Below are 15,864 nucleotides of genomic sequence, written 5' to 3' on the forward strand. Positions count from 1 at the left end.
TCAGAACGAGTCCACCACATCCCGCGTCGTATAGTACACGGCGCGTTCGACCACGGGCTCTCCCACCGCCAAGGCCCAGGCGTGGGCATACAACTCCACCTGCCTGCGGTAGCGACCCGACCGAACAGGGAAGTCGGGGTCGTCGCCGGAGTCGGTCTTGTAGTCGACTACGACCCAGCCGTTCGCTTCCCGGAACGCGAGATCGACGACGCCCTCAAGCACGACGGGCCCATCCCCCTCTCTCTCCCCGTCCAACGGTACCGCGACCGGAACCTCCACGTGCCGAACCGCCGCCCGCTCGGAACGCCGCCAGAGGTCCGAGCCACGTACGCGCTCGACCAGCCCCAGCAACTCCGCCAGCTCGGTGGGCCGGCCGGCATCATCGACGGGGCGCTCGTACTCCCGGAGCAGGTCGGAGCCCACCGCTCGCAGTTCCTCGAGCGAGCGTCCGCGCGCCGCAGCCGCCAACGTCCCGTGCACGACGCTGCCCCACTCGTACCCCCGGGGACCGGTCGCACGCTCGATGGCCCGGTCCAGCGCCGGTTCGGTCTCTTCATCTGAACTCTTGGCTTGCTGCGTCACGGAGTGAAAGCGCACGGTCGGAGTGCCGCCGCGCGCGCGTCGCTCTCCGGCCCGGCGCGCAGCCGCAGCGAGCGCAGCGGCACCCTCCTCCAGTGGCATCCGCCCTCCCGGCGCCAGCAGCGGCAGCTCCAGCAGGGTCGCGTGCTCCTGGGACCAGGTGCTGAACACCCTCCAGGCTTCCCGGTCCGCGCGGCCGTTCTGCCCCAGCGCGATAACGAGCTCGTCCCGGGCACGCGTGGCGGAGACGTAGAGCAGCCGCTCCTGCTCAGCCTTGTCGTAGCGCGTCTCCAGGTCCGCCATCTCCGGCCAGCCCTCCGGCTGCGCCAGCGGTACGGTGTTCCAGCCCTCCCGCTCGGTCACGGTGAACCACGCGCGCCCCACTCCCGTTTCGTCCCGCTGCACGTGGAGCGAGCGGCTGCCCGTCCCCCCCGATCCCGGATCCGCCAGAATCACGACGGGGGCCTCCAGGCCCTTCGCCTTGTGCAGGTTCATGATGCGCACCGCGTCGCTGGCGCCCGGTCGCAGCGGCGCCTCCGCCTCCTCCCAGGCCAGGGCTGTCTCCAGCGCGTCCAACGCACCTACCAACGACGTGTCTCCTGCCACCGCCGCGGCACGCACGGCATCCAACGCGTAGGCGAGCACGCCGGTCCGCAGCGAACCCAGTTCCCCCGCGGCCGCGTGGGGCAGCAAGCCCGTCCGCTCGACCAGCGCCGCGATGAACACGTCTGCCGGCTGCGCCTGGCTGCGCGTCCACAGGTCCCGCAACGCACGCAACGCCTCCGCCACCACTCCGTCCTCGCGCCCAGGCTCCCAGAGGTCGAGACGTCCCCCTCCCAGCCGGTGCTGCACCAGCTCCTCGTGATCGACGCCGAAGAACAGGCCGGTGAGCGCTGCTGCGATCAACACGTCGTTGCCGGGATCGGTGAGCGCCCGCAGGAGCAGGCGCAACTCGTCCAACTCCAGCGCCGTGCCCACCCCCGCGCCGGCCACCTCGATGGGGAGTCCCCGCGCCTCCAGCGCACGCGCGAAGTGCGACAGGTTACGCTTGACACGGGTCAACACGAGGAAATCGCCGGCGCTGCGCTCTCCGGCATCGACCCGGTACCGGATCCAGCCGGCCAGGCGCTCGGCTTCGTCGCGGACGCGGTCTTCCCGCGTCTCTCCTTCCCCACCCTTGAGGTCCACGGCGTACCAGCCGATCCCTCGACTCGCCACCACCTCCTCGGCGAACGGCCGCTGCGGCAGCAAGGGCTCGAAGCGGGCCTGGACGGGAGGCTGATCCTGACCGAAGCGTTCGGAGAACACCTCGTTGGCGATGGCGGCGATCTCGAGCAACGAGCGGAAGTTGGCATTCAGGCGCAACACTTCGCCGAACGCAGCGAAGCGGGCGCGCACCTGCTCGTATACCGCGATATCTGCGCGCCGGAATCGGTAGATGCTCTGCTTGGGGTCGCCCACCACGAAGAGCGCACCGGGCCGAGGCACCGCCAGGCGCCACGCCTGCGAGTCGGCAGGCTCTTCGGAGTCCGGCTCCGATGCCAACAGAAAGGCGATCTCCGCCTGCACGGGATCGGTGTCCTGGAATTCGTCGATCAGCAGGTAGCGGAAGCGGCGCCCCAGGTCGCGACGGGTGGACGGACTTCTGCGGAGCAGCTCCGCCGTGAGGAGCAGCAGGTCCTGGAAGCTGACCAACCCCAGGCGCCGACGTTCAGCGGCGTAGGCCTCGGCCGCGCGTCGGACGAAGCGCACCGCTGTCGGGTAGCGGTGCGCCCACCATCGACGTAGGGCCGCGTGCGCGGGCCCGACCTCTTCACCCTCCCTCCCGCCCTTGGCCGTGAATGCCACGATGTCATCGCGGAGCGCTTTGATGGGCCCCTGCGCCCTGGAGTCCGGCTCCCACCGATTGAGCGTGATCCGCGTGGTGCCGGTCGAAAACGCATAGAGGTGGTTCAGGAACGCCTCGGTGCGCTCCCAGTCGCGGTGCTTTCGCGCGTGCAACGCGCGCTCCACCTTGCGTTGGACCTCACCCCACCCTTTGGAGGGCTCCCGCTCCGGCATCAACGCCTGGGCCCGGTCCAGCAACCCGTCGAGTTGCACCCGGAGGAGCGCCACCTCCGCTTCGGTGGGGGCAGGTACCTCCGGTGCGGGGAACTCCAGGTCCAGGTTGTCGGACATTTCCTGGAACGCGTTGTGGAGGCGTTGCGGTTGGATCCCCACGCGCGAGAGCTCGAGGAGACCCGGATCTCCATCCGTGGCCAGGCGCTCGAGATGGTCGTTCCAGAACTGACGTCGGAGGCGCGCCTCCTCGTTCTCCTGCAGCTCGCGAAAGCCTGGATCGAGGCCCGCTTCCAGGGGTCGCTCCCTGAGAAGACGCGCCGCGAACGCGTGAATCGTCCCCAGGAACGCACGGTCCACCTGAGTGAGCGCGTGCGCGAGCCGACTGCGGATCTGAGCCTGGCCGGTGCTGCGCATCGCCTTCTCAAGATCCTCACGAAACCGCTCGCGCAGCTCCGCCGCCGCCTTGCGCGTGAAGGTAACGGCGGCGATCTCGTCGGGCCGTGCCGTGCCCGTGGCCACCAGCGCCACCATGCGCGCCGCCAAAGCCGTGGTCTTTCCCGACCCGGCACCCGCCTCCACCAGGAAGTTCAGCTCCAGTTGCTCCACGATGCGGTCGCGCGCCCCCTGGTCGGGCGGTCGCGCGCGAACGGCGACCGAGCCGCTCACGGGGCCTCCCCACCGAGGAGCGTCTCGAGCGGAGGCGGCTGGATGAACCCCGGCCCCTCCTCTTCCCTCCGGCGCGCGCGGCGGAAGGCGGCGTACTCGGCCACCTCGGCGCCGAAGCGGGCGGCCCAGGCGGCCGGAGGCGAGGCATCGACCTCGCCGTTCCACCGGCTGCTCACACGGCACACGGGCTGGAAATCGCAGAACCGGCAGTCGCCGGGCTCGTCGGTCGGAAGGAAATGCCCTCCCGCCACGGCGTCGAACAGTTTGCCCAGGATCTCGGGCGCGGCCCTGAGCTCCGGCTCCACGAACTCCTTGACGGCATTGGACGCCTTGTGCGTGGGGAAGTGGTACTCCATCGCTGCCACGGGCCGCCCGTACAGCGTCCGCACGGCGACCCAGTACACGTAGTGCTGGAGGCGGCGCGCACCGTCGAACACGCCCTTCTCGGCGCCGAAGGAGAACATGCCGCCGGTCTTGTAGTCGATGATGCGCAGGCCGTCGTCGCTCTCGTCGATCCGGTCGATACGGCCCTGCACCAATACGCGCCCGCCCTCGACCGGCAGGGAGAGCGGCCCGGTCGGCCCCCTGCCGAAGCTCACCTCCAGGTCCAGCCACCGTCGGCCGGACTCCGTGATCATGCCGGTGAAGGCGCGCAGGTCGTCCTCGAGGCCCGCGAGCTCGCGTCGGTGGATCTCCTCGCTGGGAGTGGGCACCTTGTCCAGCATGCGCGCGGCTTCATCGGCGAGGACCCGCTGCGCGTGCCCGCTGAACTCCGGTGTGTTCGGCTCGATGCCCCGGGCGCGGGCTTCCCGCAGGAGCCGCTCATAGACGGTGTGCAACAGGACTCCCCGCGACGCCGCGTCCAACCAGCGATCGGGATCGTACTCCGGCTCGTCGGGCGGATAGATCCGGAGGACCGAACCGTACAGGTACCGGCGCGGACAGGTGCCCAGGCTCTCCAACCGGCTGGCCGAGAGCACCTGCTCCGTCCGCCGCAGATCGAGCGACTCCCGCGGCTCCACCTGACCCAGGTGGGCCGAGGCGACGGGCGCGTCGAGCGCGACGAACGGTCGGTGACCCCGCTCCAGCACGGGGAAGCCGCTCCGCACCGTGCCGCCGCCGTTCCGCAGCACGCCGTCCCGACCCAGCGCGTGCATCCACACGTCGCGTCCGTCCAGTGCCTGTACACCCGTCGGTGGGATGGTGGCCACCGGCGTTCCCACCAGGCCGCGCAGCGTCTCGAAGCTCGCCTCCGGATCACCGGTTCGAAGGCGACAGGCCAGGAGCACCTCGGAGGATGCGGAAAGGGTGCGCGCCTCGGCTGGTTCCCACGCGCACCAGCTCAGCGTAACGCTGCCGCGCAGGCGGGCCAGGAGTGCCGCCAGCAGGAAGCGGCGCTCCTCGATCCGGTCTCCAGAGGTTGGCAGCTTCCCCCGGCCCAACCGGACCCGCTCCCGGTCCAGAAGCAACGGATCCTGAGTGTCGGACCCAGGGAAGCGCTCGGCGTCCAGGCCCACCACGAAGGTGGCTCGCCGACCCGTGAATCCACCGTGCTCGAGGTCGGTGAGGTACAGGTGCCCCCCGTCTGAGCTCCAGGGGGCCTTGCCCTCCGCTCGTGGTGCCGGCACGCGGATCTGCAGGTGCGACCGGAGCGCCGCCGCCGCCGCTGCATAATGCGTAGGCCGGGTCAACGTCGCTTCCACCCGTGCCAAGACGCGCTGCAACCGCTCCAGCGCGGTCTGATCGACGGCGTTGTGGGCCGGCACCAGAGAAAGGAACCGACGCACACCCGTGGCCAGGGCTGCCGGCGAGACGAGCGGCCCGCTGCGGTCCAGTGGGTTTGCCGGTAGCGGGGGCAGGGCCTCCAGCACCGGACGAAGCACGGCGGCGAGCGCGAGCAACTCAGCTCGGGCCCGTTCGTGACCGATGCGCGCCCGGTCGTCGTTCTCGTCTTCGCGCGCCTGCATCCGATCGACGGCCGCCAAGCGGCGCGCCAGTCGCGCTTCGGTCCGCTGGCGACCCCACCCGATGCGCAGTTCGCGGAAGCGACGCCCGAGCGCCATGCCGTCCGGAGCGTCGTCACCGGGCGGGCGCAGGTCACCGGCTTCCAGCAGCCTCCTCATCTCCCCGGCCTGGAAGCCGCCCTCGATCCAGCGGAAGCACGCCGCCAAGGCACGCCCGGGGCGTGTGCGCGCGACCTGCAGACCGACACCGAAGGTGACGGGGACGTCCAGGCGCTCCGAAAGCGCGTGCAAGGCGGACCCGTAGACCTGGGCGTCGGGTGTGACGATCTCGACCTCGTCCCAAGCAAGACCCCGCGCCAGCACGCGGCGCAGAACCTCGCGCAACTCATCTTCGACACTGGCGGCGCAGAACAACTCCACGCCCTCCACGGGTCCCTGGATCAGTCCCGGTGCATGCAGACGCGAGAGCTCGCTACCCTCCCCGCGGGCGCTCCAGATCCAGCCAGTGGGGACTTCCAGTCCGACGACCGGATCTGTCTCAAGGACCACCGCGCCGTGTGCGAGTAGCGCGGCCAGGAACTCCCCTGCCCGACCGCGCGAGCCGAGACCGGGCACCAGCAACAGATGCTCGAAGTCCAGCGCAGCCTCGCCCGTCCGCACCACCGACGCCGCTTCGGCCAACACGGTGGCGCTATCGGCGAGTCGGTCGCGCGTGAGTGCTCGCTCGTACTGCGACAGGGCCCGCACCACCAATCCCTGTTTTCGCTGGTCAGCGAACCCGGCTCGGCTCACGTCGGAGACCATGACTCCGCCCAGTCGTAGCGCCTGCACGGCACCCGCCAACGCGCGCCGGAAGCCCAGCGCTTCCGAAAGGTCGGAGAAGGAGACGCCGCCACCCTCCCGGTCCTCGCCTTCGTCCGTCGCTAGCGCCGCGTCGATCGCGTCGTCCAGCAGGGAGACCTCTTCGAACTCGTCCAACACGCGGAGACCACGCCCGGCCAGCCGGCCCCCGACGCACTCGATGGCCAGCGGCCGGGCGGTCACCACCTCCCACCCCACCCAGGGCGTCCCGGTGCGCACCAGGGCGCGCAGCAGCTCGCGGCCTTCTCCCCTGGTCGCGGTCACCAGGAGCTTGCGGGCGTAGGGAGCAGCCAGGGTGACTGCGCGTAGGCTGTCTACCAGCGCTGAGCGTTGCGGTCCCGCGCGGACGGTCGTCCCGGAGGGAACTGGCGATCCTGGGCTCCCGTCCGAGGGGCCCCCGTCGGGCGGGCCCGCGGACGGCTCCGCGTCCAGAAAGCCGAATCCCAACTGATCGGCGGCGTCGCTCGAGCGGCGGGGAGCCGTCATGCGAAGCGCGCACCTCCCGGATCCGGATGCGCGCGCACCCAGGCCATGGCCGCGTCCGGACCCTTTCCGATCTCGGCGACCAGCGCACGGGCTTCATCGGGTGTGAGCGCAGCCAACCATTGGTTCGTCAGCCCCCGCTCCTCCGTCACTTCGCGCAGCGGGACGATGCCCTCGGGAACGGGTGGCGTGGGCTCGTCCTCGCGGGCCAGCTCGATCTCGGCGACCACCAGTCCCGTGAGCGCGCCGCTGAAGACGTCGATCTCCCAGCGCCCGAACACATAGCGGAGCTTGGTGAGCACGCCGGAGCCCGCGATCTCGAACAGACCCGCTGCGACCTCGGGCGGGATCGGCCACTCCACCTCGCGCCGAACCAGGCCCGAACCGGATTTCACCGTCATGAGGAAGGCGTCGTCCTTCTGACGGACCCGGATGGCGGGGCCCACCCGGGTCAGGTATCCCTGCCGAATGCGCTGGACCCGGTCCGCTGCAGTCAGGGTCTCGGGCGCGACGGGTCCGCAGAGGTAGCGTCGCTCGATCTCGTGCATCGGGCTTTTCCGGGCGAGGGAAGCTGCAAGGACCCGATCGAGTACCACGGGCGCCCGGGTTCGGTCCGCTACGGTTCGAGCTCGCGTCCCGGCGTGTAGCGCTTCACCAGCTGGGCAGCGATCTCCGGCTCCCGGAACGCCACCCGCTTGAGCTCGCCCCGCGCGAACAAGGCGGCCTGATCATCGAAGTGCGGCGATTCCTCGCGGCTGCTCTGCCCGTAGGCCAGCACCGAGTAGGCGCGCGGGAATTGCCCGAACTCCACCGCCAGCACCCACCCGTCCCCCCCACGCACCGAACGGAGGCCATCGGGATCATCGGCGAAGTTCAGGACGCGGAAGCAACCGAGGTCTCCGCCACAGCCGGCCACGGGAACATCCACCCCGCCGCGACGGACGCGGTGCACGTCGCCCCAGGCGACATCGTACGATCCCCAACGCCGCACCGCCTCCTCGACGGCCCACTCGAACGCCGCTACGGCCGTGCGCGGTGAGCCGATCCCGTGCGGCGTTCCGACCGGATCGCTCTCGGACCAGTTCACCCGGAAGACCGAGGCGGAGTCCGTGGTCGCCAGATATCGATGGAACCAGAGCTCGAACAGAGTGCCGCCTCTGCTATCGACCTCGGCGGTGTTGTTCCAATCCCGGAGCAGATCGGCGGCGGCCCGCGTCGAGGACGTCACGTCCGCCACCCGGATGGCGGCGATGAGATCCTCCTTCACGCGGTCAGCCAGCAACATGCGTGGCGAGTGCTTCAGGGTGATCACGTCGTCGAGCTCCAGGAGCTGGTCGCCCCCGACCAACTCGAGGCTGAGCTGGCTTCGCAGACGCAACTGCGGATCGGGCATGTTCTCGGGGAACGAGTCTCGCGGTAGCAGGGCCTCGAGGTTCGTGTAGTAGGGAGGGTCGTTCTCGTTCTGCACGTAGCCCCCGACCGGATTGCGGAGCTGGGGCAGCCGGTCGAAGCGGACCAGCTCGCTCCAGAGGTCGGCGCTCTGCGTGGCCAGCACCGGCTCGTCCCGCGTCCAGGGGTGCGGGAGGCGGGGCAGCTTGGCATTCCACACGTAGAAGATGTTCCCGCGCCGATCCGCATACGTGTAGTTGGAGGAGGAGATGCGCTGTTCGCGCATGGCCGCCAGCCACTCGTCCAGCGACCTCGCACGCATCATGTCCAGGAACTGCTCGCCGCGACGGAATTCGCCGTCGTCGGACGTGCGCATGACGTAGATGTCGTCCGCCGTCTCGTAGACCACCGGACCCAGGTGTGTGGTCCAGAACGTCCGCACCTCCGTTCCGATGCCTCCGCTGCTGGCGAAGCGCGCCGCGTCGTGGATCTCCACGGAGACCTCCTCGGAGCGCATCGGATAGGAAACGCCATCCAGGAGATAGTGGCGGGGGCCCTCTCGGTCCTTGCGAATGCGGTAGGTCTCGGAGAGATCCGGGTAGTTGTTGGTGGTGGTCCACCCGAGATCCTGGTTGAAGCCGCCGATGATCCCGAACAACCCTCCAATGCGGAAGTCGCCGTAGAAATCGAGTTGCCCGGGAACGGTGAGGTGGGCCTCGTAGTAGCCCGCATCCCAGGACAGGTGCGGGTTGCGGAGCAGGATGGCGCGTTGCGCCTTGGTGCGGCTCGGCCCGAACGCCCAGGCGTTCGAACCCACATCCTGGCCGAGCCAAGTCGATCCGGATTCCCGACTGCCCTCGGGACCGGGACCGGGATCGGAGCCACCGGCTCGCTCCTCCAGCGTACGCGCAAGTGCACGCGCTTCGCCCACATTGTGCCAGCCGATGTACAGCGCGTGGACGTCCACTGCGGTGAGCGGCGTGACCACCTGCGCTGGACGCTCGTCGGGGTGCAGCGCCCAGTAGTGCTCGATCCCGGCCGCGAAGCCCTCCATCATGGCGCGGGTGTCCGCGTTCAGGTGCCGGAAGGTGGTCTCGGCACGCGCGTACTGGCGCTTGTGCTGGAAATCGGACTCGACGTTTGCTGGAGTGCCTTCCAGCAGCGCCATGCGCCCGCGCGCGCGCACGAACGCTTCGAAGACCTCGGGCCCGTGATCCTCCGCCTCGGCGTAGGCCAGCCCGAAGGCCACGCCCCGCAGATCGGCGGCTCGGATGTGAGGAACGCCGTACCGGGTCCGGCGGATCTCGACCTGGTCCGCGCTGGCCCAGTCCTGTGCCACCAGCGGGGTTCCCCAGGAAAGAACTGTTGCCCCGAGAGCGCAGACCATCATCGCCTTCATCGCCATCTTCCTGCCGGGGGAAACCGGTCCGGGGGTCCGAGACCCACCGGTGAGGACGGTACCTTCAAGGATCGTGCGCGGACAACCTGAAGCGGCCTCGGGGGCGACCGGCCTTGCCGCCCCCGCACGGGGTCCTCCGCGGGCCCCGTGAGCCCCCTGCGACCACCTTTTCGCCTTCGGTGAACGGAGGAGCCAAACCCATGACCGAGAACGCCGCGCCCACGCTGGTCGCACTGACCGCCCACCCCGACGACGAGTCGCTGGGGATGGGCGGGACGCTGGCCCACTACGCGGCCGCCGGCGTGGAGGCTCACGTGGTCTGCGCGACGCGTGGGCAGGCGGGCCGCTACCGGGATGGGACCGACCATCCCGGCCCCGACGCGCTGGGCCGCATCCGCGAGGCCGAGCTGCGAGCGGCCGCCGACGTGCTGGGCGTCCGCTCGGTCACGGTCCTGGACCATCCCGACGGTGGGCTGGACCGCCAGGACCCGCACGCCGTGGTCGGTGATCTGGTGGCACACCTGCGGCGGCTCCGCCCCGACGTGGTCATCACCTTCGATCCCTTCGGCGCCTATGGGCATCCGGACCACATCGCCATCTGCCAGTTCGCCACCGCCGCGGTGGCCGCTGCCCACGACGCCGACGTGCCGGGAGGCACGCCCCACGCGGTTGCCAAGCTGTACTACATGGTGTGGCCCGCGCCCACCTGGGCCGCCTACCAGGCCACCTTCAAGAAGCTGGTCTCGCGGGTGGACGGCGTCGAGCGGCAGGCCGTGCCCTGGCCAGACTGGTCCATCACCACGTCCATCGAGACCGGCGATCAATGGGAAACCGTATGGAAGGCCGTGCGCTGCCACGAGTCGCAGATGCTCGCCTATGGCCCCCTGGGCAACCTCACCCCTGAACACCATCGTGGTCTCTGGGGCTCGCAACACTACTACCGGGCCCTGAGCCGGGTGAACGGTGGTCGGGTCCACGAGACGGATCTTTTCGCAGGCATCGAGGGTGCCGGGCCCGCTGCGGCCGGCGCCCCTTCAAGGAGCAATGCATGAAGCGAGTTTCCGCCGCCCACATGAGCGCTGACGAGTTTCGCAGCGCGGGTCACGCGCTGGTCGATCGGATCGCGGAGCTGTTCGAGACGCTGCCCTCCCGTCCGGTGACGCCCGGGTGGGACGCGACCGCAGCACGCCAGGTGATCGGAGCGCCGCGGCCACTCCCTGAGGCCGGCGCGCCCGCGGGCGAGCTCGTTCGCTCGGCGACGGAGAGCGTGATCGAGGGCTCGCTCTACAACGCTCACCCGCGCTTCTTCGGATACATCACCGCCGGATCCGCACCCGTCGGGGTGCTGGGCGAGCTGCTGGCGGCGGCGGTGAATCCGAACGTGGGAGGGCACGCCCTCTCACCGGTCGCCACCGAGATCGAAGTGGAGACGGTGCGCTGGATCGCCGAGCTGATCGGCTTTCCCCCAGGCGGGAGCGGCTTGCTCACCAGCGGCGGCAACATGGCCAACCTGACCGCATTCTGGGCCGCCCGCACACGCATGTTGGGAGCGGGGATCCGCACAAGCGGACTGAGGGGTGCGGCCCAGCCCCGGGTCTACGTTTCCGCAGAGACGCACACCTGGGTGCAAAAGGCAGCGGACCTGTCGGGCATGGGGACGGAGGCGGTGCGGTGGATCCCGACGGATGACAGCCTGCGCGTCGATCTCTCTGCCCTGCGCGCCGCGATCGCGCAGGACCGTGCGCGCGGGGATCTCCCCTTCATGATCGTGGGGACCGCCGGCAGTGTCAGCACCGGAGCCATCGATCCTCTGCCTGCTCTCGCCGAGCTGGCGAAGGAAGAGGGCCTGTGGTTTCACGTCGATGGCGCCTATGGTGCCTTCGCGGCAGCCCTCCCCGAGGCGGACGAGGACCTGTTGGGAATCCGGCTCGCCGATTCGGTGGCGCTCGATCCGCACAAGTGGTTGTACGCGCCCCTGGACGCGGGCTGCGTGCTGGTGCGGGACGTCCAGACGCTGCGCGACACCTACTCCTATCACCCGCCCTACTACCGCTTCGACCCCGACACCACGAACTACGTGGACCTGGGCCCCGAGAACTCACGCCGCTTCCGGGCACTGAAGGTGTGGCTACAGCTCCAGCAGATGGGGCGGGAGGGTGTCGTGGAGTGCATCGCCGAGGATTGTGCCTTGGCCCGCACCATCCACCAGCAGGCCGGCGAGCATCCGGATCTGGAGACGTACACGCGGAGCCTCAGCATCGCGACCTTCCGCTTCGTCCCGCCGGACCTGCGGACCCGACTGGGGGAGCCGGACGTGGAGGCGACGCTGAACGAGCTGAACGAGCAGATCCTCGCTGCCGTGAATCACGACGGCAGGGCCTTCCTGTCCAACGCGGTCGTCCGCGGACGGTTTCTGCTCCGGGCCTGCGTCGTGAACTTCCGCACGGGGACCGAGGACTGTCAGGCCCTGGTGGACGAGGTGGCGCGAGTGGGAAGGAACCTCTGGGCGGAGGCCTCGGTCACGCTGGCGTAGTGGTCGGCTGGTTGGGGGCCTGCCGGCCAGGCCGCGCAGCCCAGAGAGCCATCGCCACACTGGCCAGGCCGAGTACCCAGCCGGTGGCCGCCAGAGGCCGCTGGTCGGGGAAGCGGACCGCGATCCCCGTGAGCGCCCAGCCCACCACCAGTCCGAACGTCACGTCCCTGCGCTTCAGCGCAAAGACAACGGCCAGCCCCGTCGCGGCGGCCATGAAGACCATGGCCCAGGTGGGACCCGGCAGGCCGAGGCCGTTCCACCCCAACACCTGCAACAGCTGCGCAGTGTTTGAGATGGTGGCGACCGAGATCCAGGCCAGGTAGACCCCGAACGGCAGGGACACGAACCACCAGTCCCCACGCCTGGGGCGGAGACCACCGACGTGGACACGCCCGTAGAGGAAGATCAGGTCCACCAGCAAGCCGATCATCAACGTCCAGGCGAGCAAAAAGCGCTCGAACGAGAAGGCCATGAGCCAGGCGGCGTTCAGCGCGGCGTTGATGGTCCAGAGCCAGCGCACCCGCTCCACGGTCGCCCGCGAAGCGGGCCGCGGAAGCGCCTGGTACACGACGAAGCCCAAGAGCCCGGCATAGATCAGGCTCCAGATGCCGAAGACGTAGTCGGCCGGCAGAAAGTAGGTGGGGTCGCGATTGGCGAGCTCGCCGATGGAGCGACCGCTGAGGGCCCCCGTGGCGGCCAAGCCATTGAGGACGACGACACCCACGAACGCGAGACCGTTCAGGACGGTGAAGGCACGGCCGGTCATGTTCCCCCCCATTCCTCCAGCCGGCATGTGCCGCTCACCATCGCGCCGGCCCGGTCGGTGCCGGTCCGCCCGTTCAGTTCGCCGGCTCGAAGTCCGGGAACACGTCCTTCAGCACCGCGACAGCCCGTTCCGCTTCCGTGGCGGAAACCAGCAGCCGGGCCGGGTTGGCGAAGGCAAGCCCCACCTCCATGCCCCCCACGTCGTCGATGGACAGCTGGGACGGGATACCAGCGTTGTCGAGGAACCCCTTGGCGAGCTCCGCCTCGTGGCGGTATCCGTAGCGCGCGATCGTGACCAGGTCGGTCATGGTACCTCCTCGCTCGATGGACGCCTGGTTCTACCCGCTGGAATCCCGGAGGATTCGGAGAACGTGAACAACCCCACCCCGCCGCGCGTCCTCGAGGTCTGCGTCGAAACCCGCGACGACCTGGAGGCCGCCCTGGCGGGCGGCGCCGACCGGATCGAGCTCAATCGTGACCTGGCCCAGGACGGCCTGACGCCGGGCGCGGGGGCCGTGTCGTGGGCCCGTGCCCGAACCGAGCTGCCGCTCATCGTGATGATCCGGCCGCATCACCGCGGATTCGTCTACTCCGCGCAAGAGGTTCATGCGATGGTGGAGGCAATGGCTACCCTCTCCGCGCTCGGAGTCGACGGCTACGCGGTCGGTCCGCTCACGGCCGAAGGCACCGTGGATGCCTCGGCCCTGAAGACTCTGGTCGCTGCGGCGGCGGGTCTCGACGTCGTGTACCATCGCGCCTTCGATCACGTCGCCGATCGGAGCCGCGGGCTCGAGACGCTCATCGATCACGGTGTGGTCCGCGTGCTCACGTCCGGGGGGGCACCCTCGGCGGTCGAGGGCGTGCACCGCATCGCGGACCTCGTCGTTCGCGCCGCGGAACGCATCGAGATCCTCCCCGGCGGCGGCATCACTCCCAGCAATGCCGACGCGATCCTCCGCGGCACGGGGTGCACGCAACTCCACGGAACCTTCCGCCTGGGAGGGATGTGCACGGACGCCGCCGCCGTGGCCCAGGTACGGCAGCTCCTGCACGCGTGACGGCGGCGGCACTGGCCGTGAGGCGGGGAGCGGCACGGCCGGCAGGGGCGACACCGCATTTTGCGACCAACGTAGACCCCTGAGGTCCCCGGCCTCCACGACGAGCTCGACCCGGTGGGGTCCCAGGATCACGGTGCGGGTCGGCGACTCCCCGCAGCCAGGCAGTCGGAGGTCCTCCTGCCCGAACGCCGTCCGCACAGCGTTCTCGATCGACTTCGCGAACTCGTGGGCATCGCCCTCTGCGCAACCACACTGATATCGGCAGTCTCCCTGCAGGAGGATGTGCGCGAACTCCGCGATCTCGTGCGCGACCACGGTTTCCTGCGTGATTGCCCACGGAGGAGCTCCGTCCGAAGGAAGCCATCCGTCACGTGTTCCCTGGAAGCGTGGGAACTGCTCCACGTCACCCCGATCCAGTTCGAGCACCGCCAGTGGTACCGGACCGGAACCGCCGAGTTGGAGTGGCGCCCGCACGGTACCGAGCAACACGCCACGGCGGCTCGCCTGCACCCGTATCGCGGGTGCTGACCCAGGAGAGCCCTGGACGGCGGCGAGTCGCTCCCAGAGCGCGGCGAAGTCGGCTGACCGCTCGTTCAGCGTGCGGATATGGGCAGCCAGCCATCCGACGTCTTCGTGCGAGCCTTCGAGGGGCACCTGCCCGCCGAGCGGAGCGGCCGCAACGAAGGCCCACACGAAGACGATCGAGAGCGAAACCCGCGGCCTACCCTTCCCCGACCCCGTGAAGGGATGCGCTGGACGTCGCACGGCTTGCTCCATTTCGGCGCTCAGCGACCCCGGGGCTCCAGGTCGACGGTGTTCGTATAGGCGAGCGTGATATCCGCGGCAGTGCTGAAGCCGATCTGGGGTCCGAATGAGAATCCGACATAGTTGTCACCCCCGACGTTCACGCTGCCGAACACCTCGATGGGGAGTGCGAGGCCCCGGCTCATCTCCCCCGAGAACCACGGACCCACCGAGCCCGTGAATACGCGCTCGAGCAACCCCGTACCCGACAGTGACCAGCCGTGACCCACGAGATCTGCCCTGGACACATCGAAGGGGATGTAGACGAGGCGCATGCTGGACGAAACACCACCTCCCTTCATGACGCCCGCTCCACCCGAGAAGTACGGAAGCGCAGCCTCGTCCCCGGCCAGCTTGAAAAGCACGCCGTACGACAGTTGCAGGTTGGCTGGCAAGCCGCCCCCTACGTCCACGACGGTATGCACGAACCCGAGCCAGCCAGGGGCCGCGGCCGATTCTCCCACGTACCCTCCTCCGCCCTGGGCAACCATCGCGGCGGCCGCGCGCAACGCCTCTCGGGTGCCAGCGTCACCGCATACCGCTGCCAGGACGGCCTCCGGTGCAACCTGCATGTCTCGGCCCGTTTCCAAGAGACGAACGAGCATCGACCCGAACTGGGGATCGGCGTTCAAGATCGGGCGGAGCAGGTTGTCCAGGTCCGGCTGGAACATCCCGATCACGTCCTGCGTCGAAACGGTTTCGGACGGAAGGCCGACCGACTGCAGAAACTGCGTCTGCGCGGCCTCCAACTCTCCCGACACCTGACCAAGCAGGCCGACGACGCTGCTGGCCCCCCGACTCAACTCGCTTCCGACGCTGCACCAATTGAGTTGGGACAGGTCGTGCACGAACCCCATCCCCGCGTCGTAGGCACTCTGTCCAACCTCCCAGATTCCCTCGGCAAGATCGTTCCCCCCATCGATGACCACGTCCACTACTGGACTCCAATCGGGCACCTCCCCGACGCCCCTCCCGTAGGTGGACTTGAGGTACCAGTCGAACAGCGAGCTGTAGCAGGTGGCGCCGTGGTCGTCGTAGCCACCGCGGCAATAGGCCCAGCAAACCGGGCCCACTCCGTAGTAGCCCTGGTCGCAGGTGGGATAGCAGAGGGCCCCGTCGAGCTCGGTCCCCGGGCGGCAACTCTGTGCCTCTGCGCCGTCAGGGGCAGCGAGGCCCGTGATCATGAGAAGTCCGGCCAGCAACAAGCACCGCCGCAGAATGGTCGCCATGTCCAACCTCCGCTCACCTCGTGGAAGGGGTCCGACAACCCTTTCACGAGATTCGCGGCCGCCCGCGGTTCAC

General features: G+C 69.4%; 10 protein-coding genes. 3 read left to right on the plus strand and 7 right to left on the minus strand.

The features are described from left to right. From R3E10_13300 to R3E10_13315, 4 genes are all read right to left on the minus strand, one after another. Nucleotides 1–3,306, minus strand: a complete 3,306-nt coding sequence (locus R3E10_13300) for a UvrD-helicase domain-containing protein (protein ID MEZ4416718.1) — start codon at nt 3,304–3,306, stop codon at nt 1–3. Then, the gene (locus R3E10_13305; protein MEZ4416719.1) at nt 3,303–6,617 is read right to left on the minus strand and encodes a PD-(D/E)XK nuclease family protein; all 3,315 of its coding nucleotides are present in this window, start codon (nt 6,615–6,617) and stop codon (nt 3,303–3,305) included. The genes R3E10_13300 and R3E10_13305 overlap by 4 nt, the downstream gene beginning before the upstream one ends. Continuing rightward, nucleotides 6,614–7,162: an adenylate cyclase gene (locus R3E10_13310; GenBank protein MEZ4416720.1), complete on the minus strand. Its 549-nt coding sequence runs from the start codon at nt 7,160–7,162 to the stop codon at nt 6,614–6,616. The genes R3E10_13305 and R3E10_13310 overlap by 4 nt, the downstream gene beginning before the upstream one ends. A gap of 68 nt (nt 7,163–7,230) precedes the next feature. Further along, on the minus strand, nt 7,231–9,402 hold the full coding sequence (locus R3E10_13315) for a penicillin acylase family protein (GenBank protein ID MEZ4416721.1): 2,172 nt from the start codon (nt 9,400–9,402) through the stop codon (nt 7,231–7,233). Nucleotides 9,403–9,602: 200 nt separating this feature from the next. Here R3E10_13315 and R3E10_13320 point away from each other — a divergent pair, with 200 nt between their 5' ends. Next, nucleotides 9,603–10,454 carry a PIG-L family deacetylase gene (locus tag R3E10_13320; protein ID MEZ4416722.1) on the plus strand — a complete coding sequence of 284 codons (852 nt, stop codon included), beginning with the start codon at nt 9,603–9,605 and terminating at the stop codon, nt 10,452–10,454. Then, nucleotides 10,451–11,935, plus strand: coding sequence for an aminotransferase class V-fold PLP-dependent enzyme (locus R3E10_13325; GenBank protein ID MEZ4416723.1), 1,485 nt, complete (start codon nt 10,451–10,453; stop codon nt 11,933–11,935). The genes R3E10_13320 and R3E10_13325 overlap by 4 nt, the downstream gene beginning before the upstream one ends. Here the strand turns inward: R3E10_13325 and R3E10_13330 are convergent. Then, nucleotides 11,922–12,701 (minus strand): TspO/MBR family protein, encoded by a 780-nt coding sequence (locus tag R3E10_13330; protein ID MEZ4416724.1) that lies wholly within the window; start codon nt 12,699–12,701, stop codon nt 11,922–11,924. The genes R3E10_13325 and R3E10_13330 overlap by 14 nt on opposite strands. A 73-nt stretch (nt 12,702–12,774) precedes the next feature. Next, the gene (locus R3E10_13335) at nt 12,775–13,008 is read right to left on the minus strand and encodes a DUF2007 domain-containing protein (GenBank protein MEZ4416725.1); all 234 of its coding nucleotides are present in this window, start codon (nt 13,006–13,008) and stop codon (nt 12,775–12,777) included. A 63-nt stretch (nt 13,009–13,071) separates the two neighbouring features. Between R3E10_13335 and R3E10_13340 the strand changes: the two genes are divergently transcribed. After that, nucleotides 13,072–13,758 carry a copper homeostasis protein CutC gene (locus R3E10_13340; GenBank protein MEZ4416726.1) on the plus strand — a complete coding sequence of 229 codons (687 nt, stop codon included), beginning with the start codon at nt 13,072–13,074 and terminating at the stop codon, nt 13,756–13,758. A 785-nt stretch (nt 13,759–14,543) separates the two neighbouring features. On the opposite strand, the gene R3E10_13345 is transcribed toward R3E10_13340, so the two are convergent. Next, nucleotides 14,544–15,791, minus strand: a complete 1,248-nt coding sequence (locus R3E10_13345; GenBank protein MEZ4416727.1) for a hypothetical protein — start codon at nt 15,789–15,791, stop codon at nt 14,544–14,546. Nucleotides 15,792–15,864 lie beyond the last annotated feature (73 nt).

It is taken from the genome of Gemmatimonadota bacterium (genome assembly GCA_041390105.1).
Classification (GTDB): Bacteria; Gemmatimonadota; Gemmatimonadetes; order Longimicrobiales; family Gaopeijiaceae; genus JAGQIF01.

Coding starts and splice junctions, on each gene's coding strand:
- R3E10_13305 (MEZ4416719.1), bottom strand. CDS start 6,617: ATGACGGCTCCCCGCCGCTCGAGCGACGCCGCCGATCAGTTGGGATTC.
- R3E10_13310 (MEZ4416720.1), bottom strand. CDS start 7,162: ATGCACGAGATCGAGCGACGCTACCTCTGCGGACCCGTCGCGCCCGAG.
- R3E10_13315 (MEZ4416721.1), bottom strand. CDS start 9,402: ATGAAGGCGATGATGGTCTGCGCTCTCGGGGCAACAGTTCTTTCCTGG.
- R3E10_13320 (MEZ4416722.1), top strand. CDS start 9,603: ATGACCGAGAACGCCGCGCCCACGCTGGTCGCACTGACCGCCCACCCC.
- R3E10_13325 (MEZ4416723.1), top strand. CDS start 10,451: ATGAAGCGAGTTTCCGCCGCCCACATGAGCGCTGACGAGTTTCGCAGC.
- R3E10_13330 (MEZ4416724.1), bottom strand. CDS start 12,701: ATGACCGGCCGTGCCTTCACCGTCCTGAACGGTCTCGCGTTCGTGGGT.
- R3E10_13335 (MEZ4416725.1), bottom strand. CDS start 13,008: ATGACCGACCTGGTCACGATCGCGCGCTACGGATACCGCCACGAGGCG.
- R3E10_13345 (MEZ4416727.1), bottom strand. CDS start 15,791: ATGGCGACCATTCTGCGGCGGTGCTTGTTGCTGGCCGGACTTCTCATG.